The following is a 21792-nucleotide window of genomic DNA, read 5'->3' as shown; positions in this document are numbered from 1 at the left end:
GTCAGCCCCTTTCCAGAAGCGCGACAGGGTGGACGGACAGCAGGTGGCCGAGCGGGATCCGGCCGGTGTACTCGGCACCCGACAGCAGGTCCCGCCATGTGCCGCGCGGCAGGGTGAGCGTGGTGCTCCCCCAGCCACCACGCCGCTCCAGGCCGACGGGCAGCCGGGTGGCCACCGTCACGGCCCGCTCCCCCCTGGCGAAGGCGATCGCGTGCTCCCCGGCCTCGATCGGGACGTACGGCGCCTCGGGGTCCATCCTCCGGCGCAGGTCCAGGGCACGGGCGGTGATCGCCAGCTTGGCCTCGTCCCAGGTGAGGCTGGACGTGGCTGGGCTCGGGTGGGCCTCGCCCGGGTGGGCCTGGCTCGCGTGGGCCTGGGCCGCCGAGAGCATCCGGCGGCGCAGCGGGAAGTCGACCGGGCGCCGGTTGTCCGGGTCGACCAGGGAGAAGTCGGTGATCTCGTTGCCCCAGTACAGGTCGGGCACGCCGGGCAGCATGAGCTGGACGAGCTTCTGGCCCAGCGAGTTGGACCTGGCGTACGGCTCGATCCTCGCGGCGAACTCCGCGACCGAGGCCCCGCACTCCTCGACGGCCCGGACGGCGAAGTCGCGGATGCCGCGCTCGTAGGCGGGGTCGGGGGTGGCCCAGGAGATCGAGGTCTTGGCCTCGCGGGCCGCCTTGAACAGGTAGTCGAAGAACCTGTCGGGCCCGATCGGCCAGGAGGCCATCAGGTTCTGCCAGGCCAGATAGTCGAGGGCCGGGTCGAAGGAGACCTTCGAGGACCACTCGCCGACCGCCGCCGCCCACTCCACCGGCAGCTCGGACAGCACGGCCAGCCTGGCCCGTACGTCCTCGGAGCGCTTGGTGTCGTGCGTGGAGAGCGTCGTCATCGTGCCCGGCGCCAGCTCCCGGCAGAACGCGTGGAACTCCTCGACGGGCCCGCCGAACCGGTCGGGCTCGCCGCCCACCTCGTTCAGGCAGGACAGGGGGTACCAGCGGTAGAGGGCGGTGTCCTCGACCCCCTTGGCCATCACCGGGCCGCAGGTCTGCTGGAAGCGGGTGACCGCCTCGGCGGGCCCGGTCAGGACCCGCTTGACCACCTCCGCCACCGGGGCGCCCTCGGGCAGCCGCCCGGCGGCGACCCGCCCGGCCTCCTCGACGATCCGCACCGAGAGCTCGGGCACCGGCTCGCCGGGGACCGCGTAGGCCCGGTAGACCGGCATCGCGGCGAGCAGTTCCACCAGCGTCCGGCGGTCGGAGCCGACGACGGCGTGCAGCCGGTCGATCTCCGCGCCGAAGAACAGGTCCAGGACTTCCGCCTTGGACTCGCGGACCACGGCGGCGTAGTCGTCGGGCACCCCGGTGTGCAGGGTGAACAGCTCGACCAGCGGCTCTTTGCCCGCCGGGTCGACGAACAGCCCGGTGATCCGGTTGAGCGTGTCGTAGCCGGTGGTGCCGTCGCACTCCCAGTCGGCGGGCAGCCGCTCGGAGCCGACCAGGATCTTCTCCGCCACGGTCCACACGCCCGAGCGCTCGCGCAGCCGCGACAGGTAGCCGCGCGGCTCGGCGAGCCCGTCGGGGTGGTCCACCCGCAGCCCCTGGACGGCCCCCTCCTCGACGAGCGAGAGGATGACGGCGTGCGTGGCGTCGAACACCTCCGGGTCCTCCACCCGCACCCCGATCAGCGAGGACACGTCGAAGAACCGGCGGTAGCCGGGCCCGCGCCGCCAGTCGACCAGCCGGTAGTGCGTGTCGGGCAGCGGGAACTCGTGGTCGTGGTAGCGCAGCACGTCGCCGTCGGCCACCGCCTCGCCCGCGTCGCCGAGCACCGGCATGTTCACCCTGCCGCCGTCACCGCTGCCACCGCTGTCCCCGCCGTCGCCGTCCTCGACGGACCAGTCGATGTCGAACCACGACGCGTACGGCGACTCCGGCCCGTCCTTGAGCACCGACCACAGCTGCGCGTTGCCCGACTCGGGCACCGGGATCGTCATGTGGTTGGGCACGATGTCGACGACGACACCGATCCCGTGCTGGGCCAGCGTCGCCGACAGCTCCCGCAGTCCCTCGACGCCGCCGAACTCCTCGCGGACGCGCGAGTGGTCGGTCACGTCGTAGCCGTGCCGCGACTCCGGCACGGCCTGCAGGATCGGCGACAGGTAGACGTGGCTGACCCCCAGGTCCCGCAGGTACGGGGCGAGCTCGGCCACCTTGTCGAACCCGAAGTCGGGGGTGAGCTGGAACCGGTAGGTCGAGACCGGCACCTCGTACGAGCCCGGCGGCGGCGGGGGCGCGGGCGCCTCCTCGGGGAGCGCCAGGAGGTCGGGGACGTCGCCGCTGGCCCTGGTCCCGGGGACGGACTCGGGCAGGATCTCGTCGTGGCCGACCTGCGGGGGGATGGCACCGGGCGGGGGCTCGGGCAGGGGGTCCGGCGGCATGCCCGGCTCGGGCACCGACCCCGGCTCGGGCACCGACTCCGGGGGGACGATTCCGGGCGCGGGCTCCAGGGGGGCGGGCTCGGGGACGGGCTGGGTCATGGGCTCAGACACGGCGCAGCACCCTCACCGAGCGGCCGACCACCGGCACGCTCTCTCCGGCCCGGCAGACCCGGGTGTCGACCGTGATCGGCATGGCCGTGTCGATCTCCGTCAGCCACATCTCGCCGTAGTCCTTCGGCAGCGTGAACTTGATGACGTCGTGGTGGGCGTTGAACAGCAGCAGGAACGAGTCGTCGACGATCTGCCGGCCCCGGCGGTCGGGCTCGGTGATGGCGTCGCCGTTCAGGAAGACGGCGAGCGACCTGGCGTACCCCACGTTCCAGTCGGCGTCGGTCATCTTCTCCCCTCTTGGAGTGAGCCAGGCGATGTCGCTGAGGTTCTCCTCCGAACCGCGTACGGGCCGCCCGTAGAAGAACCGGCGCCGCCGGAAGACCGCGTGGTCGGCGCGGAGCTTGGCCAGCCGCCGGGTGAACTCCAGCAGCAGCCAGTTCTCCCTGATGTCGGACCAGTCGACCCAGCTCAGCTCGTTGTCCTGGCAGTACACGTTGTTGTTGCCCCGCTGGGTGCGGCCCAACTCGTCGCCGTGGGAGATCATCGGAACGCCCTGGGACAGGAACAGCGTGGTCAGGAAGTTGCGTTTCTGCTGCTCGCGCAGGGACTCGATCGCCAGCGAGGCGGGCCCCTCCTCACCGCAGTTCCAGGAGCGGTTGTCGTCGGCGCCGTCCCGGTTGTCCTCGCCGTTGGCCTCGTTGTGCTTGTTGTTGTAGGAGACGAGGTCCTGAAGGCTGAACCCGTCGTGGCAGGTGACGAAGTTGATGGAGGCCGCGGGGCGGCGGCTGTCGTCCTGGTAGAGGTCGCTGGAGCCGGTCAGCCGGGAGGCGAACTCGGGCAGCGAGGCGGGCTCGCCCCGCCACAGGTCGCGGATCGTGTCGCGGTACATGCCGTTCCACTCGGTCCACCTGGCGGGGAAGTTGCCCACCTGGTAGCCGCCGGGGCCGACGTCCCACGGCTCGGCGATCAGTTTGACCTGCGACAGCACCGGGTCCTGCTGGACCAGGTCGAAGAAGGCGCTCAGCCGGTCGACCTCGTGCAGCTCACGCGCGAGCGTGGAGGCCAGGTCGAACCTGAAGCCGTCCACGTGCATCTCGATGACCCAGTAGCGAAGCGAGTCCATGATCATCTGGAGCACGTGCGGGGAGCGCATGAACAGGCTGTTGCCGGTGCCCGTGGTGTCCATGTAGTACCGCTTGTCGTTGTCGACCAGGCGGTAGTAGTCGGCGTTGTCGATGCCGCGCATGCTCAGCGTCGGGCCCAGGTGGTTGCCCTCGGCCGTGTGGTTGTAGACCACGTCGAGGATGACCTCGATGTTCGCCTCGTGCAGGGCCTTGACCATGGCCTTGAACTCGAGCACCTGCCCGCCGCGCTGCCCGGTGCTCGAATAGGCGTTGTGCGGCGCGAAGAACCCGATGCTGTTGTAGCCCCAGTAGTTCGTCAGCCCCCGCTCGGCGAGGACGTGGTCGGTGACGAACTGGTGCACCGGCATGAGCTCGATCGCCGTCACCCCGAGCGCGGTCAGGTGATCGATGATCTCCGGGTGGCCGATCGCGGCGTACGTGCCCCGGATCCGCTCTGGGATCTTCGGGTGGTTGATCGTGAGGCCCTTGACGTGCGCCTCGTAGATCACCGTGTTGTGGTACGGCGTGCTCGGCGGCCGGTCGTGCCCCCACCCGAAGAACGGGTTGATCACGATGGAGCGCGGCACGAACTCGGCCGAGTCGGCGTCGTTGCGGCTGTCGGGATGGCCGAAACGATAACCGTACACCGCCTCGTCCCAGTTCACCTCCCCCTCGACCGCCTTGGCGTACGGGTCGAGCAGGAGCTTCGCGGGGTTGCACCGCTGCCCTCTCGGCGGGTCGTACGGCCCGTGCACGCGGTAGCCGTACCGCTGCCCCGGGCCGACGCCCGGCAGATATCCGTGCCAGACGAATCCCTCACACTCGGTGAAGGTGACTCTGGTCTCCTTGTTCTCCTCGTCGAACAGGCACAGCTCGACGCGTTCGGCGGCCTCGGTGAAAAGCGCGAAGTTGGTTCCCGCGCCGTCGTAGGTGGCCCCAAGGGGATAGGGGTCACCCGGCCAGATCTCGATCATTGCACCGCCCTTCAGCGGTGGACAAACATGCCCTAAGTCGGCCCGGCCATGCGCACATTCCCACTCCTGTGACGGTGATCTCAGACCTCGGTGACGACGTGTGCGTGACGAGCCTAGAACAGGCCGTGGCGGAACTCACCGGCCAGCGCGCGGATCGCGGGCTCGTGGACGCGCAGCCCCGCCTTCGCGGCGAACGCCCCGGCCGCCCGCAGGTGGGCCTCCGCCCGGTCCTCGTCACCGCCGAGCAGGGCGAGCCTGGCCAGGCACAGGTCGGTCAGGGACCAGCCCAGCAACCGGCCCGCGTGCGGGGCGAGCCTGGCGTACAGGATCTCCCCCGCCGCCTCGTCGCCCAGCGCCGCGCAGATCTCGCTGACAACGTCCGGGACGAACCGGTAGGCCAGCTCGGGACCTATCTCCGCGAAGCCGTCGCGGGAGAGCTCGGCGAAGACGTCGCGCGCCTCGGCCGTCCTGCCCAGGTCGACCAGGGCGAGGCAGCGCAGGATCCGCCAGGGCTTCTGGCCGGGGCGGCGGGCGAGCATCTCGTCGGCGAGCGCGAGCGCCTGGCCCGCCTCACCTTCCCTGCCCGGTCCATGAGCCTCACCCGATCCATGAGCCTCGCCCGGTTCACCCGCCTTGCCCGGTTCGCTCGCCAGGTGAGCCCGGCCCGCCGCCCGCAGGGACAGGAAGCGGAACATCTCCCGCCGCAGCCGCGCGTCGTCCCGGCCCAGCGCCCCCTCGGGGTGGGCCGCGCCGGACGCGTCGGCCGCGGCGAGCGCGTCGGCGAAGCGCCCGGACAGGTAGGCGTGGACCGCGGTCTGCCAGGCGGCCAGGCTCACCATCGAGGGCAGCCTCAGCCGCTCCGCGGTCTCCCGCAGCCAGGCCAGCAGCTCCGCGGCCCGCCCCGAGGCTCCCCTGGCGTTCAGCTCGACGTACTCGTTCTCCCTGCCGATCCACTCGACGACCAGGTCGCCGGTGCGGCGGCCGATCTCCACGATCTCGGCGGCGACCGCCTCGCGCCGCCCGTGGTCGTGGCCGGAGCGCAGCAGGATCTCCAGGACGATCAGCGTCCTGGACAGGGTCCGGTCGTCACCGGCGAGGCGGGCCAGCCGCACCGCCTCCCCCGCCATCTCCACGCTCCGCTCGACGGGCCGTACGGTGGAGCCGGTCAGCGCGGCGGCGGCGAGCAGCTGAGCCCGCCACGGCGAGTCCCCGGCCAGGTCGGAGGCGAGGACCCGGTCGATGCGCTCGGCCAGCCGGTCGATGCCGGTCATCTCCTCGTACATGGCCAGATAGATCGGGTCGGAGAACCCCAGCGCCGCCCTGGCCAGCCGGTTGTCGTCGCCGAGCCGTTCGGCGATCTCCGCGGCGGCCTCCAGGGAGGCGTGGGCCGCGGTGCTCATCCCCGCCGCCGTCTGCGCCTCGGCCAGGTCGAGCAGGAGGTCGCAGCGGAGCGCGTCGTCGGGCCCCGGCAGCCGGTCGATCATCGCGATCGCCCTCTCCAGGTTCTCCACCGCGTCCTCGTGGGCGAACTGCGCGGTCGCCTGGGCCGCCGCGCGCCGGGTGTAACCGATGGCCTTGCCCGCCATCCGGGGGTTCAGCAGGCCCTCGCGGTAGTGGTGGGCGATCTCGGTCAGCCGCGTCCCGCTCCGCTCCTCCAGCACCTCCGCGATCCGCGCGTGCAGCCTCCTGCGGCGCAGTGGCGGCAGTGCCTCGCGCAGCACGTCGCGGACGATGTCGTGGACGAACCGGCAGCTCGGCCCGTCCCCCTCGACCAGCAGCCGGGCCCCCACGGCGGCGTCGACGATGTCGAGGACCCGCTCCTCGGGCAGCCCCGCCACGCGCGTCAGGATGTCGGTCGCCGCCTCCCTGCCGAGCAGCGCCGCGACGGTCAGCACCTCCTCGGTGCCGGGCGGCAGACCGGCCATCCGGCCGCGTACGACGTCCGACAGCGCCTCGGGGGTCTCCCCCAGCTGCAGCACCTCCCCCAGGAAGAACGGGTTGCCCGCGGTCAGCCTGCCCATCTCCGCGGCCAGGCCCTGGTCGGCGCCCGCCCGTCCCAGATACTCGCGGATCTCCCCCTCGGCCAGGCCGCGCAGCAGGAGCCGCCGCACGTGCGGCAGCCGCAGCAGCGCGCCGAGGGCGTGCTCCAGCGGTTCGCCGGGACGCACGTCGGTGTCGCGGTACGTGGCCACGACGGTGAGCTCGGGGCAGAGCCGGGTGGAGGCCAGGAACTCCAGCAGCCGCAGCGACGAGGTGTCCGCCCACTGGAGGTCGTCGAGGACCACCAGGACCCGGCCGTGCTCGTTCAGCAGCCGGGCGAACGCCTCGTACAACGCGAACTGCCCGGCCTGCCCCGCGGGCCCGGCTCCGGCCAGCTGCGCCAGCTCGCCGTCCCTGCCGACCAGGTCCTGCACGGCCTGCGTCCAGGGCCAGAAGGGCGGCGCGCCGGTACCGCTCCAGCAGCGGCCCCACACCACCCGGTGGTCCCGCGCCCGCGCGGCCCCGGCGGCGTGCTCGGCCAGGCTGGTCTTGCCGATGCCGGGCTCCCCGGCGAGCAGCACCACCCGGTGCCCGTCACCGGCGACCGCCCGCTCCAGCACCTCCGCCTCGGCGTCCCTGCCCACCAGCCCGGTGCCCTTCTCCTCCTGCTTCTCCTTCGCCGCCACCCGTCCCGTTCCCGCTCCCGTTCCCGCCACGAGGCGGGGCGTCAGCGCGGGATCCTGGCCGAGGATGCGCCGTTCCATCTCTCTCGACCGGGGGTCGGGGTCCAGCCCCATGTCCTCCATCAGCAACCGGCGTCCCTCGGCGAGCACGCCGAGCGCGTCCGCCTGCCGGCCCGCCTGGTAGAGCGCGTGGGCGGCGAGCACCCGCAGCCGCTCCCTGAACGGGTGGGCGCCGACCAGGTGGGCGAGCCCGCTCGTCAGCGCCGCCCCCCGGCCGAGCGCGAGCTCCGCCTCGGCCAGGTCCTCCTCGGTCGTCAGCCGCAGCTCGGCCAGGTGCGCGCTCTCCTCCACCGCCCAGGAGCTGCCGGAGAGGTCCGCGAGCGGCTCCCCGCTCCACTCCCCCAGCGCCAGCCGCAGCTCCCTGACCGCCCCCCGGTGGTCGCCCCCGGCCCCCAGGCTCCTGCCCTCGGCCGCCCGCCCCCGCGCCCTGCCCAGGTCGATCGCACCGCCGGGAACGTCCAGCGCGTAGCCCCCCGGCCTGCTGACCAGGACCGCCGGGGGCACGTTCCTCGCCCTGCCCGGCTCGAAGACGCGGCGGAGCTTGGAGACGTACGCCTGCACGGTGTTGAGCGCCCCCGGAGGAGGGTCGCCCTCCCAGAGCACGTCGATCATCCGGTTCGGGCCGACCGGCCTCGGGGCGGCGAGGACGCACATGGCGAGCACCAGCCGCTGCTGGTAGGGGCCGATGTCCAGCGCCGCCCCTCCGTCGGCGAACGCCCCGACCGGGCCCAGCACACGAAAGTCCATCCGGCCACCTCGCTCGCGAACTGCGCCGATATTAGCCTTCCGCGTCCACCACCCCGTCCAGCCCGTACGCCTCCGCACGGGGTCCGGCATTGTCCTTTTTCTCCGGAAAGCCCGATAAACAGGGAAGTTTGGCCGCCGACAGGTGGGTAGGGCGTCCGTCCTCACGAGTGGAGGACATGAGTGATGGGCGAATTCAAGAAGTTCCTGCTGAGGGGCAACCTCGTCGAGCTCGCCGTGGCGGTCGTGGTCGGGGCGACCTTCAGCGGGCTGGTGCAGGCACTGGTCAAGGACCTCATCACGCCGTTGATCGGGGCGATCACGGGCGGCAGGGAACCGGACTTCTCGCAGTACGTGTTCACGATCAACGGCTCCAAGTTCATGTACGGCGACTTCATCAACCACCTGCTGAGCTTCATGATCATCGCGGCGGTCATCTACTGGCTGGTCGTGATGCCCATGACCCGGCTGATCGGCTTCTTCGACCGGGACAGGAAGGCCACCGAGAAGGAATGCCCGGAGTGCCTGAGCGACATCCCGATCGAGGCCAGGCGCTGCGCGTTCTGCACCGTGGAGCTGTCGCGGGTCGCCGTCGGCGACAGGCCGCCGGCGTAGCTCCGGCCCGATCCGGAGGCTCGCGCCCCTCCCCCGGCCCCCCCGCCCTCGCGGTCCGTCCCCGCCCCGGGAACCGGTCGCCCCACGGCCCGGGAGTCCTTGGTGATCATTGACGGTCGGGGGGAGGTCGGGCACACTTGGCCCCTGCGAAGCCTTCCAGGGGAGTGGTATGGACTTCTCCGTCCTGGGGCCGGTCGAGGTGAGGGCCGACCAGCAGCCGCTTCCGCTGGGCGGGCGCAAACAGAGGGCCCTGCTCGCGATGCTGCTGCACCACGCCAACAGGTCCGTGCCCGACGACCTGCTCGTGGACGCGCTCTGGAGCGAGCACCCGCCGAAGACGGCCCACAACAACCTGCGCCTGTACGCCTCCAAGATTCGCCGGTCCCTGGGCCACGACCGGGTCCTGCGCAGGCACGGCGGCTACCTGCTGGTCGTGCACGCCGACGAGCTGGACGTCCATCGGTTCCAGTCACTGGCGAAGGAGGGCCACGACGCGTTCCTGCACGGCGACCACCACGAGGCCGCGGACTTCCTGCACCGGGCCCTGCGGCTGTGGCGCGGCCCCGCGTACGCCGATCTGCGGTTCGTCGAGGACCTGTCGGGCGAGGCGGCGCGCCTGGAGGAGCTGCGGCTCGCCACCCTGGAGAACCGCGTCGAGGCCGACCTCGCGGTGAGGTTCCAGCCGGAACTCGTCGCCGAGCTCACCGGCCACGTGAACGCGCACCCGCTCCGCGAGCGCATGCGGGCGCACCTCATGGTGGCGCTCACCCGCGCCGGCCGCGTTTCCGAGGCGCTGACGGTGTACGCCGACACCCGGCGCCTCCTGAACGAGGAACTGGGCGTCGAGCCCGGGGCCCGGCTGCGCGACCTCCACCGGCTGATCCTGGCCGGGGAGTGGGCGAACCCCGAGCACGTCGCGAGCGGGCAGGAGGAGCGGAACGAGCAGCCGAGAACCGGACAGGGCCTGACCGAGCCGCGAGAACCCCCCGCGGAGCTACCGATGAACATCGCCGACTTCGCCGGCCGCGAGGAGCATGTCAGGGAGCTCGTCGCGCGGCTGGATGAGCGCTCCGCGACGACCGTCTCGGTCATCACGGGAATGGGCGGCATCGGCAAGACGGCGCTGGCGGTGCACGTGGCGCACCAGCTGGCCGGGAGGTTTCCCGGAGGGCAGCTCTACGTCGACCTGCACGGCGCGCACGAGGAGGAGCAGGCGCATCCCGGCCACGTGCTCGGGCGGTTCCTGGTCGCGCTGGGCGTACCCGGGTCGAGCATCCCGGAGTCGGTCGAGGCCCGCGCCGCGCTGTACCGCAGCCGCCTGGCCCGCGCGAACGTCCTGATCGTCCTCGACAACGCGGCGTCGGAGCAGCAGGTGAGACCCCTGCTCCCCGGTGTCTCCGGCTGCGCCGTGATCGTCACGAGCCGCGTGAGGCTCTCCGGCCTGGAGGGCATGCGACCGGTCGAACTGGACGTCCTGAGCACCCAGGAGGCCGTGGAGCTGCTCTCGCGGCTGATCGGGCACGACCGCGTCGCCGCGCAGCTCTCCGCCGCCACCGAGCTCGTCTGGCTGTGTGACCGCATCCCGCTCGCCGTACGCGTCGCGGGCGCGCGGCTGGCCGCCCGTCCCCGGCAGAGCATCGCCTGGCTCGTCGGGCGGCTCGGCGACGAGCGCGGGCGCCTCGACCAGCTGATCGTCGGCGACCACGCGGTCAGGGCGAGCCTGGCCCTGAGCTACGTCGGTCTCCCCGAGAACGCGCGGCGTGCCTTCCGGCTGCTCGGCCTTCTCGACGTCCCCGGCTTCGCGAGCTGGGTCCCCGCCACGCTGCTCGACTGCCCGGACCAGGAGGGACAGACGTACCTGGAGTTCCTGGTGGACGCGCAGCTCGCCACCATCTCCGGGATCGACGCCACCGGGCAGGCCCGCTACCGCTTCCACGACCTCGTCCGGCTGTACGCCCGCGAGCGCGCGGAGGCCGAGGAGGAGCCCGCCGAACTGCTGCTCGCGACGAGCCGGGCGTTCGGCGCGTGGCTCTGGCTGGCGGAACAGGCGATGGAGCACGTCCACGGCGCCTGCTACGCCGTGCTCCACGGCCCGGCGCCGCGCCGGGCGCTGCCCGGGGACATCGCCGAGTCCCTCCTGCGCGATCCCCTCGCCTGGTTCAACGCCGAACGGACCGCGCTGGCCGGTCTCGTCGAGCAGGCCTGCGCCCTCGCGCTCGACGACTTCGCCTGGGACCTCGCGGGGTGCCTCGAACGCTACTTCGACTCGCACGGGTTCTTCTCCGAGTGCCGGCGCCTCAACGAGCGGGCCATGCTGGCCTGCCGTACGGCGGGAAACCTGCTCGGCGAGGCCGTCATGCTGCGCGGGCTGCTCGACGTGACCACCTGGACCGGCGTCGAGCACGAGGGCGGCGCCATGGTGGCGCTGCACACCAACGCCGTCCGGCTCGCGGAGATGTTCACCGAGGTCGGCGAGCTGCGCGGGCTGTCGGACGCCCACGTGATGTGCGCCTGGGGCCTGGCCGCGCAGGGATTCGTCGAACCGGCCGTGGAGTCGGCGGAGACGGCGCTGCGCCTCGCGGAGGAGACCGGCCACCTCGGCGGCCGGGCGCGCGCCCACCTGGCCCTCGGTGTCACACATGGCCAGCGGGACGTCCTCTCGGCGATCCCGCACCTGGTGAGCGCGCTGAAGGTGGCGGAGACGCTGGGAAACCCGCGCTTCGAGGCGACGTCCCTGCAGTTCCTCGGCCTCGCGTACGTCGAGACCGGCCAGTCCGAGCCGGCCGAGCGGTGTCTCAACCGCTCGCTCGTCATGTCCCGGGTGGCGAGAGACCCGTCGTCCGAGACGATGACCCTGGTCACGCTGGCGAAGCTCTACAGCGGCGACGGCGACGAGCGGGCGAGGCCCACGGCCGACGCCGTGGAGGAGCTCAGCCGCCGCTACAACCTCACCCACCACCTGGCCGACGCCCTCTGGATCCTCGGCGACCTCGACCGCGCCGACGGCGACCACGCCCGAGCGGTCGAACGCCTGACGGAGTCCGTGGCGCTGTGGCGGACCCGCAGCTGGACGACGTACCTGGGAGGCGCGCTCCGCAGCCTCGGCCTCGCCCACGTGGCGGCCGGCGACGGGGAGAGGGCCGTAAGGTGCTGGCGCGAGGCCCACGAGCTCTTCACCCTCATCGGGGACAGGGCGAAGGCGGACGACCTGGCCGGGCTCCTCGGACGTCACTCCTCGATCACCGGCTGACCGTGATCGGCTTTTCGGCATATGCGGAAAATATGCAGTGACTCCGTAGCGTCCGGATGGCAGGAGATCACGTGGTCGTCTGAAGCTTCACGATCCGTACGAGGATGAGCGGGTACGGCGGGCTCATCCCCGACAGGGTCACACAGGGGCTGGCCCTCCCCGCGTGTCGTGAACGCCCCGGCCACCGGCGCGTCCTCCGGGCCGATCACCCGATCGGTCCGGCCCTTTCCACCGGGAAAGGCACCCGGAGGACAATGGAACCGTGAGTTTCGAACTGGCCGTCTGGTACGAGCCCAAACCGATCACCAGGGAACACGCGGAGAACATCTTCCGGTCCCTCCGCCACGGGGACCGGGAGAACGCGGGAACGCCTTCCCCTGGGGAACTCCGGCACGGTACGGGTCCCGGCCCCGATGAGCGGGAGGACGCGGAGGCGTACCCCGGGGTGGCGGCGTTCGCCGACCGGCTGCCCGGGGCCGAGTGGCTCTCCCCGGCCCACGTCCTGGTCGGCGTGGAACCGGAGCGGGCCGACGAGGTGTCCGCCGAGGTCTTCGCCCTGGCCGCCGAGTGCGGGCTGGTCTGCTACGACCCGCAGCGCGGCCTGGTGCACAACCTGTCTCCGCGAGGCGTCTACCCGACCATGGAGATGCGCACGGGCGACGGGATGATCGTGGTCGGCCCCGACCTCCAGCTCATCTCCGACGCGCTCGCCACCATGTCCCCGCAGAACCCGTTCACCGCCCTGGTCGTCTTCGGCGAGCACTTCGTGCAGAGCTCCCCGGAGATCTCGGGTTACGAGCTGGAGTACAAGGACAGCGTCAGGGACCGGATGTTCCGCACGCACGTCCCGGACCTGGGGGCGGTCCAGGACGCCTTCACCGAGTACGCCACCGGCGAGCGCGCCTTCCTGGAACGCCACGACTGGCGCCTCGTCTGATTTTCGTGGTGTGGTTGTTCGCGGTACGGATAGATCGGCATTACGGGCGACCGAGGGCGATATATCAGCCGGTGCCATACTCGTGGCACCCAAGCGAACCCTCTCAGTGGACACGCGATTTCCGGCAGGCGGTCACGGTAATCCATATGGACGGATAGCGGAAATTCATATGGACGGACCACGAAAATCCTGATAAGCGGCTTTATGCGCCATATCACGCGGACTGACCGTGCGTCCAGCCCCTGATCGTGGACTACACCCGGCCGCCGAAGGCCGGTGGCACTGAGGAAAAATTCCACCGCACATGCAGGCCAGAGCCACCGTAAGGGCTTCCGGGCGCGGCCCGAAAGGCAGACCTCCTACGCGCGCATTCGTTTCTGGACTGAGCTATTTACGGTGATATATGACTACCTCAATCGCTTTATATAAACATTGTGTAAAAAACTGACTCATCTTGTGGAATCGACTGACTTAACATGTCAATCTCGGCTTCGCTGGTCCAAACCGGACCAAAAGAGTGGAGGATCCCCCCGTGCGCAAAACGCTCCTCACAGTCCTCTTCGCAAGTTCCCTCGTCATGGCGATAATTCCGGCCACCGCCGCGACCGCCGCATCGAACCCCGTCGGCGACTACATCGTCGTGCTGAAGGACGGCGCGGACGCCACGACCTTCGCCAACACCCAGGTGCGTTCCCGCCGCGCCTCGGTGGACAAGGTCTTCAACCACGCCCTTCGCGGCTACTCGGCGAAGATGAGCGCCACCGCGGCCGCCGCCATCGCCCGCGACCCGCAGGTGCAGTTCGTCCAGCCCGACGGCGTGGTGTCGATCAGCGCCCAGACACTGCCCACAGGAGTCAACCGGGTCGACGCCGAGCTCAGCCCCACCGCCGCCATCAACGGCGTGGACACGCGGGTCAACGTCGATGTGGCGATCATCGACACCGGCATCCAGCTCACCCACCCCGACCTGAACGTCTACACCGCGGGCGCCAAGAACTGCAACACCGGTACGAGCGCCAACGACGGCAACGGCCACGGAACGCACGTGGCGGGCACGGTCGGGGCGCTGGACAACACCAGCGCCGTCGTCGGGGTGGCACCCGGCGCCCGCCTGTGGCCGGTGCGCGTGCTGAACAACAGCGGCAGCGGCAGCTGGTCGCAGGTGATCTGCGGCATCGACTACGTCACCGCTCACGCCTCCGAGATCGAGGTCGCGAACATGAGCCTCGGCGGCCTCGGCGCCGACGACGGCAACTGCGGCAACACCAACAACGACGCCATGCACCGGGCGATCTGCGCCGCCGTCGCGGCGGGCGTGACCTTCGTGGTCGCGGCCGGCAACAACAACGCCAACTCCTCCGGCTCCGTGCCCGCGGCGTACGACGAGGTCATCACGGTCAGCGCCCTCGCCGACTTCAACGGGCTTCCCGGTGGCGGGGCGGCGCCCACCTGCTACAGCGACGTCGACGACACGTTCGCCAACTTCTCCAACGACGGCGCCGACGTGGACCTCATCGCCCCGGGCGTGTGCATCCTGTCCACCTGGACGGGCAGCGGCACCGGCACCATCTCGGGCACCTCGATGGCCAGCCCGCACGTCGCCGGCGGAGCGGCCCTCTACAAGGCCGTCAATCCGGCGGCGACGCCCGCGGCGGTGAAGTCCGCGCTCCAGACGGCGGGCACCACCAACTGGAACAACGTCGACGACTATGACGGCATCAAGGAGAAGCTGCTCAACGTCGCCACCTTCTGACATCGGGCGAACGGACCCGCGGACACCGTGCGAGGCGTCCGCGGGTCCGTTCTTCGTGGGGCCCGACCGGCGACAGGCTCACGTGTTCAACGGACCCGGAAGCCCGCGCGGAAGACCGCTCGGACGTCTCGGAGCCGGTCGAGGTCGTCGAGGGGGTTCCCGGTCACGGCCAGCAGGTCGGCGTCCGCGCCCACCGCGATCCGCCCCTTCCGGTCGGAAACCCCGCATGCCTGAGCGGCGAGGCCGGTCGCCGCCGTGAGTGCCTCCAGGGGAGACGGGCCCTCCGCGGTGAACTGGGAGATGGCATACGGCAGCACGTCGTGCGGCTTGACCGGCATGATGCCGGCGTCCGTACCGAGCACGATCCTGGCACCGAGCCTGTACAGGCTTCTGAGCGCCTCGTGTACGGCTTGCACGCGCCTGGCGACCTCGGGGGGCAGGACGAGCGGTGAATCGCCGGGAACGACTCCGATCGTCACGCTCACGAAGACGTCGCTCCCGGCGAGGGCGGCGAGCAGGGCGGGGTCCGCGTCGACCCCGTCCGCGGTCACGAACGTCGCGTGCTCGATGCTGTCCACTCCCGCCGCCAGCGCGTCCCTGATCGCCGGCGTACCGTGCGCGTGGGCGGCGACGGGCAGGCCGAGCCGATGCGCTTCGTCGACGACGGCCCGCAGGTCGGCCGACGAGTACTGCGACTCGTGCGGCGGGGAGCCCGGCGTCATGTTGCCACCGCTCAACATGATCTTGACCACCGCGCAGCCTCGCTCGTGCCGGTCCCGTACCGCGGCACGCAGGGCGGCGGCTCCTTCGGCCGCGCCACCCATGAAATGGCAGTGACCGCCGGGCGTCGTGATCGGGGGCCCGGCGGCGAGGATCTCCGGCCCCTCTCCGGGGCGCCGGTCCAGCTCCGCCCTCAGCGCCAGCGCCAGATAGTTGCGGTCACCGAGGTCACGCACGGTCGTGATACCGGCCTGGAGCGCCCTGTCGGCCGCGGCCCGCATCCTGGCCAGGAGCTCCGCGTCGTCGGCGGTGGTGAACGCGGTCACCGGGTCGGGACCGGCGTCGAAGCCGAGATGCACATGAGGGTCGACGAGTCCCGGCATCAGGAACGCGTTCACCCCGAGGTCGATCAGGTCCACCCCGTCCAACGGGAGAGCACCCGTGGTGTCCACGCCGGTGATCCGCCCGTCCTCCACGAAAACCGTCGTGGGGCCGAACAGGTTCGTACCGTCGAACATCAGTCCGGCGTGAATCGCGAGAAGCGTCATGGTCGGGAAGCTCCTGGGGGAGATGGCGTGCGCGGTCACCCCGTCCCGTCCCCGGGACGTCACAGATCCGGTGGCGGTGGCGGTGGCGGTGGCGGTGGCGATGGCGATGGCGGTGGCGGTGGCGGTGGCGCAACAACATCACGAACGACCTGAGAGGGCCCTGAGACCCACTGAGAGGAGACACAGCCCAGCTCCCCGACATCCAGGGGAAGACATCATCGATCGCTCCACGAATTCCGGACATCCGACATCGATGAGCCAGGGCGGCCTGTGGCGCATCAGCCCTGGACTGGGTCGTGCAGGGGTGCTTCAGCTACGGCGCCACACCCCGAACCAGCCCCCGAACGACGCTTCAGCGGCGGCGCGTCGCCAGGGCGGCCGGAAAGAAAGCGACTACGGCCCGCACCCCGTACGGCCAGAACACGTGCAGCGGAGGTGGGCGGGTGTTCCGGCCGGCGTAAAAAAAGCCCGCAACCACCACGCCCGAGCAGGCCGGAGGCCTGAACCACCAGAGCGCGACTGAGACGGCCGGCCGGAACACCCGCCCACCGCAGCGAGCACAAAGACCAACCACACCAAGCACAACCGGAACACCCGTACCGACAACCCTCCGCGAGCACGAAGAACAACCGCACCGAGAAGGTTCGCCCGTACCGACAACCCACCACGGCCCGTACCGACAACCCACCACGAGCACAAAGAACAATCACCCCGCCCACCCGGGAACCACCCCAAGCAGACGGGAAGGGAAACACCTCAGATACCCAGAAAGGGGAACCCCGGGTCAGTCATTCACCGGGAAAACGGACACCCACCTGCGAGCGGACCTCGTCCATGACGCCCATCACGTCGAGGGTCGCCTGCCAGGGCATCAGCGGGCTCTCCAGCAGGCCCTCGCGCAGGCAGCGCATCGCCTCGGTCGCCTCGTGCAGCATGCCCTTCCCCTCGAAGGGGACGTGGAAGGTCTCCGGCTCGCCGTCCGTGCGGTACAGGGTGAAGGTGTCGGGGCGGAAGAACAGGTGCGGCAGCTCGATCCGGCCGAGCGGGCCGGAGATGGACGCGGTGACCGGGCTGTCCGTGGTGATGCCGCAGGACAGCAGGGCGACCGCGCCGCTGTCGTAGCCGAGCAGCACGCCGGTGTTCTCGTCCACCCCCTCGGGGGTCAGCCGTGCCCAGGACCGCACCCCGGCGGGGGCGCCGAGCACCATGTGGGCGAAGGAGATCGGGTAGACGCCCACGTCGAGCAGGGCGCCACCGCCGAGTGCCGGGTTGCGGAGCCGGTGGTCGGCCGGGACGGAGGCGGAGAACCCGAAGTCGGCGTGGACGGTGCTGACCGGGCCGACGGCGCCTCCCTCGACCAGCTCCATGATCTTGCGGATGGCCGGGATGCAGCGCGTCCACATGGCCTCCATCAGGAACAGGCCCCGCTCCCGAGCGAGATCGACCAGCTTGGCGGCCTCGGCCCGGTTGAGGGTGAACGCCTTCTCGCACAGTACGGCCTTGCCCCCTTCGAGGCAGGTCCGTACGGCGTCGTAGTGGGCATTCTGGGTGTTGGCGACGTAGACGATGTCCACGTCGGGGTCGGCGGCCAGCTCCGCCCAGCTCCCGTGGGCCCGCGGGATGCCGTGCCGGTCGGCGAAGTCCCGCGCGGACTTCTCCGACCGCGATCCGACCGCGACCACCTCGGCGTCCGGCAGGAGCTTCAGGTCCTCGGTGAAGGTGGCGGCGATGCCGCCGGTCGCCAGAATTCCCCACTTAATCGTGCTCATGACGACATATCTCACCATGGGCGCCCGGCGAGGAAGCTCCCGGTACCGGCCTTGTCCCGGGCGCCCGTGAAAGGACCGGCGGTGCGGGCCTCATCCCATGGCCCGCACCCCGTGGCCCGCACCCCATGTGGCCCGCCCCCTGAGGACGTCAGCCTCGCGTGTCGGCGAGCAGGGCGTTGAGCACCAGGTCGGGGTGATCGCGCATCACGCCGCGCATGCGCCACTCGTCGGTGAACAGCGCCAGCAGGGCCCCGTCGAGCGATCGGGTGAAGACCTCCACCCCGCGCTGGCGGGCCAGGATCGGCGCCGACTCGGCGTCGGTGAGCCTGGCGATGCCGAAGTCGAGCCGGTCCATCAGGATCTCGGTGTTGAACTCGGCGGCCATCCGGTGCTTGACCACGTCGAACTGCATCGGGCCCACCGCCGCGAGCACCGGCGACTGGTCGCCTCGGACATCGGAGCGGAGCACCTGGACCACGCCCTCGGCGTCGAGCTGCTCGATCCCCTTGCGGAACTGCTTGGACCGGCTGGAGTCGCGGACCCTGGCGGTGGAGAAGTGCTCGGGCGCGAAGCTCGGGATCCTCGGGAACTCGACGGGCGAGCCGTCGTAGAGCGTGTCGCCGGGCCGCAGGGCGCTGGCGTTGACCAGGCCGACCACGTCGCCGGGGTACGCCTCGTCGATCGTGGCGCGCTCCTGGCCGAAGACCGACTGGGCGTACTTGGTCGCGAACGGGCGGGCGGTGGCCGCGTGGATGAGCACCATGCCGCGCTCGAACCTGCCCGAGCAGACCCGGACGAAGGCGATGCGGTCGCGGTGCGAGGGGTCCATGTTGGCCTGCACCTTGAAGACCAGGCCGGAGAACGGCTCCTCCAGCGGGCGCGGGTCTTCGGCGACGTCCGGGCGGGGCGTGGGGGCGGGGGCGATGTCGACCATGGCGTCCAGCAGGCGGCCGACGCCGAAGTTGGACAGCGCGGCCCCGAACAGCACCGGGGTCGACTCGTGCGCCTCGAAGGTCTTCTGGTCGTGGTCGGCGCCGATCGCGGAGAGCAGGTCGATCTCGTCCTTGGCCCGCTCCCAGTCGCCGCCCAGCTCCGCCAGGGCCTGCTCGGCGCTCAGGTCGGTCTCGATGGCCTTGGTGGCACCGCCGGGCGTACGGGTGTAGCGGACGATCCGGTCGGCGGCGCGGTCGGCCACGCCGTGGAAGAAGCCGCCGTTGCCGATCGGCCAGGTGATCGGCGTGGGCTTCAGGCCGGTGCGCTCCTCGATCTCGTCCAGCAGCTCCAGCGCCTCGCGCCCCGGCCGGTCCCACTTGTTGACGAATGTGATCACGGGGATGCGGCGGTGCCGGCAGACCTCGAACAGCTTCAGGGTCTGCGGCTCCATGCCCTTGGCCGCGTCGAGCAGCATGACCGCGCAGTCGACGGCGGCCAGCACCCGGTAGGTGTCCTCGGAGAAGTCGGCGTGGCCGGGGGTGTCGACCAGATTGAACATGTGCCCGCGGTACTCGAACCGGAGCGCGGCGGAGGTGATGGAGATGCCCCTGGCCTTCTCCATCTCCATCCAGTCGGAGGTGACCCCGCGCCGCCCGGACTTGCCGTGCACCGCACCCGCCTGGCTGATGGCGGAGGCGTGCAGCGCCAGCGCCTCGGTCATGGTCGACTTGCCCGCGTCGGGGTGGCTGATCACCGCGAACGTGCGGCGACGAGCCGCCTCCTGAAGGATCGCGGCCATTACTGATCTCCTAGCGATGCGTAAAGTGGGGTACTCCGGGCACAGTGCGGGGGCACTGAAGGGGCTCTTGGGGTGCCCCTGGGTGCGCTGAAAACAGCTTACGCGCCACCACAGGTGTCAACAGATGTGGCAACACTTCCCCAGGCCGCTTGCGCCACCATGGTGTTAAGTGGATTGTGGAACATCTCGGTTCGCCCTATGCCCATCCCAACTGTCCGAAAGCGGCTCAGCTCGTGCAACTCGACGATCTAGTGATGTGCAGATGATCACGCTGCGCTATACGGCAGGTTCCGACGTCGGCCGGATCCGGCAAGGCAACGAGGACGCCGCCTACGCGGGCGCCCGGCTTCTCGCCGTCGCCGACGGGATGGGCGGCCATGTGGGCGGGGAGGTCGCCAGCTCTGCGGCGATCGCCACCGTCGCGTCCCTGGACCAGGAGTGCCCCGGCGACCTCGCCGCCGCCGCCGAGGCCGGGGTCCGCAAGGCCAACCAGCGCCTGCGCGAGCTGGTCGAGGAGGACCCGTCGCTCACCGGCATGGGCACCACCCTGACCCTGATGCTCTGGAACGGCTCGCGCGTCGCCCTCGCCCACATCGGCGACTCCCGCGCCTACCTCCTGCGCAACGGTGACCTGTACCAGATCACCTACGACCACACCCTGGTCCAGACGCTGATGGACGACGGCCGGATCACCGCCGAGGAGGCCGCCCGCCACCCGCACCGGTCGATCCTGCTGCAGGTCCTCGACGGCGGCGACAACCTTGAGCTCGACCTCTCCCTGCGGGACGCCGAGATCGGCGACCGCTACCTGCTCTGTTCCGACGGGCTGTCCGGGGTGGTCGACGCCGAGCGGCTCCGCCAGGTGCTCGCCGAGGTCGACGACCTCGACGAGGTGGCGCGGCAGCTGATCGTGCTCGCCTGCGACGCGGGAGGGCCCGACAACATCACCTGCGTGGTCGCCGACGTGGTCGAGGGGGAACCCTCGGACACCTCGGTGGTGGTCGGCTCGGCCAACCCCTCGTAGAGCTCGGCCAACCCCTCGTAGAGCCGGTCCCTCACACAACCTCACGTGGAGACGACCCCTCGTAGAGCCGGCCCCCCACACAACCTCACGTGGAGACGACCCCTCGTAGAGCCGGCCCCCCACACGCCCCTCGCGAGAGCCACCCCTCTCGTGCGGACCGGCTCTCATGAAGGCCGGCCCGGTACGCGGTGAGTCCTGGTCGCGGCCGGGGACAGCGGCTATCGTCGGAGATCCGGGCTCCTCGCCGATCACCGCTCCGGAGGGATGTTCCTCATGTACAAGGAGTTCGCCATCGAGGCCATCGTGTGGCTCATTCCCGTCGTGATCCTTGTCGGTCTCGCCTACATGATCACTCGCCCCGCCTGACCCCCGCGGCGGCTTCCCGGGACGGAGCCGAGGAGGTGGAGCCCCGCTCCCGCTCCTCCGCTCTTCCGTGCCCCCGTTCTCCATGCCCCGCTCTTCCAAGCCCCCGCTCTTCCATGCCCCCGTCGCCCCCGGTCCCGGCTCACCGGCAGGCCCTCGTACGGGTTTCCCCGCCCCTCGTCCCTCGCCCTCGTGTGAGCCCCGCGCGGCGGTAGTCCCCGCGGCCGAGGAACCTATGCGGATATTTTTCCGCTTCGGGAACTATTCCCTTTAACAGATCTTTATCTGTATATAGTCACCTATACGTGCTCGGGGGAGCGCGTTCCAGTACGCCAGCAGGGGGATTTCGCACGCCAATGGGCCAGTTTGTCGATGCCGCACTGTCTTTTCCGACCGTCCTGTTCACATTCCTGCTCCTAGTGATCATCGCGTACTGGGTGCTCGTCGTGATCGGGGTGTTCGGGTTCGACAGTGGCGACGGTGACGGGTCCGAGGCGACAGGGGGCGCCGGCCTCCTGAGCGGTCTGGGACTCGGCGGGGTCCCGGCCGCGGTGGCCGTCTCGCTGCTGGTCGTCGTCGCGTGGTTCGCGAGCCTCGTGGGCGGCACGCTGTTCACGAGCACCCCCGCCCTGGTCGCCGTACTGGTCGCGGCACTGGTCTGCGCCTGGGCGTGCACGCGCCTCCTCGTCCTGTCACTGCGGCGCCTCGTCCCGAAGGAGCGCGTCCCCTCCCGCGCCGACTTCGTGGGCCGCGTGTGCGTCATCCGCACGCGCCGCGTCGGCCGCGACTTCGGCCAGGCCGAGGTCACGTCCGCCGACGGCTCCTCCGCTCTCGTTCAAGTACGACAGACCGGTGACGAGGTTTTCGCCGCCGGCAGCGTCGCCCTGATATTCGCCTATGACTCCCCCGGCGAATTCTTCTGGGTGATGCCGTACGACGCGGAACTCGACCCTGATCGTCCTATTTAA

At 70.7% G+C, this 21792-nt stretch carries 12 protein-coding genes; 6 read left to right on the top strand and 6 right to left on the bottom strand.

Features of this window, described 5'->3' with window-relative positions:
• Position 1: 1 nt before the first annotated feature.
• The 3 genes from treY to OG587_RS15455 all read right to left on the bottom strand — a co-directional run bounded on the left by treY (position 2) and on the right by OG587_RS15455 (position 8116).
• The gene (gene treY / locus OG587_RS15465; protein WP_329090868.1) at positions 2-2548 is read right to left on the bottom strand and encodes a malto-oligosyltrehalose synthase; all 2547 of its coding nucleotides are present in this window, start codon (positions 2546-2548) and stop codon (positions 2-4) included.
• Complete coding sequence (gene glgX, locus OG587_RS15460; protein WP_329090867.1) at positions 2541-4646, bottom strand: glycogen debranching protein GlgX; 2106 nt, start codon at positions 4644-4646, stop codon at positions 2541-2543. The genes treY and glgX overlap by 8 nt, the downstream gene beginning before the upstream one ends.
• A gap of 113 nt (positions 4647-4759) precedes the next feature.
• Entirely contained in the window at positions 4760-8116 is a 3357-nt protein-coding gene (locus OG587_RS15455) for a BTAD domain-containing putative transcriptional regulator (protein ID WP_329090866.1), read from the bottom strand.
• A gap of 183 nt (positions 8117-8299) precedes the next feature.
• Between OG587_RS15455 and mscL the strand changes: the two genes are divergently transcribed.
• The 4 genes from mscL (at position 8300) to OG587_RS15435 (ending at position 14668) form a co-directional block, all read left to right on the top strand.
• A complete protein-coding gene (mscL, locus tag OG587_RS15450) occupies positions 8300-8728 on the top strand; it encodes a large conductance mechanosensitive channel protein MscL (protein WP_329090864.1) in 429 nt (142 codons plus the stop codon).
• Between the two features lie 169 nt (positions 8729-8897).
• On the top strand, positions 8898-11978 hold the full coding sequence (locus OG587_RS15445; protein WP_329090863.1) for an AfsR/SARP family transcriptional regulator: 3081 nt from the start codon (positions 8898-8900) through the stop codon (positions 11976-11978).
• A gap of 262 nt (positions 11979-12240) precedes the next feature.
• The gene (locus OG587_RS15440) at positions 12241-12915 is read left to right on the top strand and encodes a hypothetical protein (RefSeq protein WP_329090861.1); all 675 of its coding nucleotides are present in this window, start codon (positions 12241-12243) and stop codon (positions 12913-12915) included.
• 532 nt (positions 12916-13447) lie between these two features.
• Entirely contained in the window at positions 13448-14668 is a 1221-nt protein-coding gene (locus tag OG587_RS15435) for a S8 family serine peptidase (protein ID WP_329090859.1), read from the top strand.
• Positions 14669-14754: 86 nt separating this feature from the next.
• Here OG587_RS15435 and OG587_RS15430 read toward each other — a convergent pair whose 3' ends face one another.
• The 3 genes from OG587_RS15430 to OG587_RS15420 all read right to left on the bottom strand — a co-directional run bounded on the left by OG587_RS15430 (position 14755) and on the right by OG587_RS15420 (position 19437).
• Positions 14755-15936: an amidohydrolase family protein gene (locus OG587_RS15430; RefSeq protein WP_329090858.1), complete on the bottom strand. Its 1182-nt coding sequence runs from the start codon at positions 15934-15936 to the stop codon at positions 14755-14757.
• A 788-nt stretch (positions 15937-16724) separates the two neighbouring features.
• The gene (locus OG587_RS15425; RefSeq protein WP_329090856.1) at positions 16725-17705 is read right to left on the bottom strand and encodes a Gfo/Idh/MocA family protein; all 981 of its coding nucleotides are present in this window, start codon (positions 17703-17705) and stop codon (positions 16725-16727) included.
• Between the two features lie 148 nt (positions 17706-17853).
• Positions 17854-19437, bottom strand: coding sequence for a peptide chain release factor 3 (locus tag OG587_RS15420; protein WP_329090854.1), 1584 nt, complete (start codon positions 19435-19437; stop codon positions 17854-17856).
• A gap of 262 nt (positions 19438-19699) precedes the next feature.
• On the opposite strand from OG587_RS15420, the gene OG587_RS15415 reads away from it, so the two are divergent.
• Positions 19700-20461 (top strand): PP2C family protein-serine/threonine phosphatase, encoded by a 762-nt coding sequence (locus tag OG587_RS15415; RefSeq protein WP_329093875.1) that lies wholly within the window; start codon positions 19700-19702, stop codon positions 20459-20461.
• A gap of 719 nt (positions 20462-21180) precedes the next feature.
• Positions 21181-21792: a hypothetical protein gene (locus OG587_RS15410; protein ID WP_329090851.1), complete on the top strand. Its 612-nt coding sequence runs from the start codon at positions 21181-21183 to the stop codon at positions 21790-21792.

It is taken from the genome of Streptosporangium sp. NBC_01469 (genome assembly GCF_036227305.1).
GTDB lineage: Bacteria > Actinomycetota > Actinomycetes > Streptosporangiales > Streptosporangiaceae > Streptosporangium.
This window is presented reverse-complemented; position numbering and strand designations above follow the sequence as displayed.

Coding starts and splice junctions, on each gene's coding strand:
- glgX (WP_329090867.1), bottom strand. CDS start 4,646: ATGATCGAGATCTGGCCGGGTGACCCCTATCCCCTTGGGGCCACCTAC.
- OG587_RS15455 (WP_329090866.1), bottom strand. CDS start 8,116: ATGGACTTTCGTGTGCTGGGCCCGGTCGGGGCGTTCGCCGACGGAGGG.
- mscL (WP_329090864.1), top strand. CDS start 8,300: ATGGGCGAATTCAAGAAGTTCCTGCTGAGGGGCAACCTCGTCGAGCTC.
- OG587_RS15445 (WP_329090863.1), top strand. CDS start 8,898: ATGGACTTCTCCGTCCTGGGGCCGGTCGAGGTGAGGGCCGACCAGCAG.
- OG587_RS15430 (WP_329090858.1), bottom strand. CDS start 15,936: ATGACGCTTCTCGCGATTCACGCCGGACTGATGTTCGACGGTACGAAC.
- OG587_RS15425 (WP_329090856.1), bottom strand. CDS start 17,705: ATGAGCACGATTAAGTGGGGAATTCTGGCGACCGGCGGCATCGCCGCC.
- OG587_RS15420 (WP_329090854.1), bottom strand. CDS start 19,437: ATGGCCGCGATCCTTCAGGAGGCGGCTCGTCGCCGCACGTTCGCGGTG.
- OG587_RS15415 (WP_329093875.1), top strand. CDS start 19,700: ATGATCACGCTGCGCTATACGGCAGGTTCCGACGTCGGCCGGATCCGG.
- OG587_RS15410 (WP_329090851.1), top strand. CDS start 21,181: ATGGGCCAGTTTGTCGATGCCGCACTGTCTTTTCCGACCGTCCTGTTC.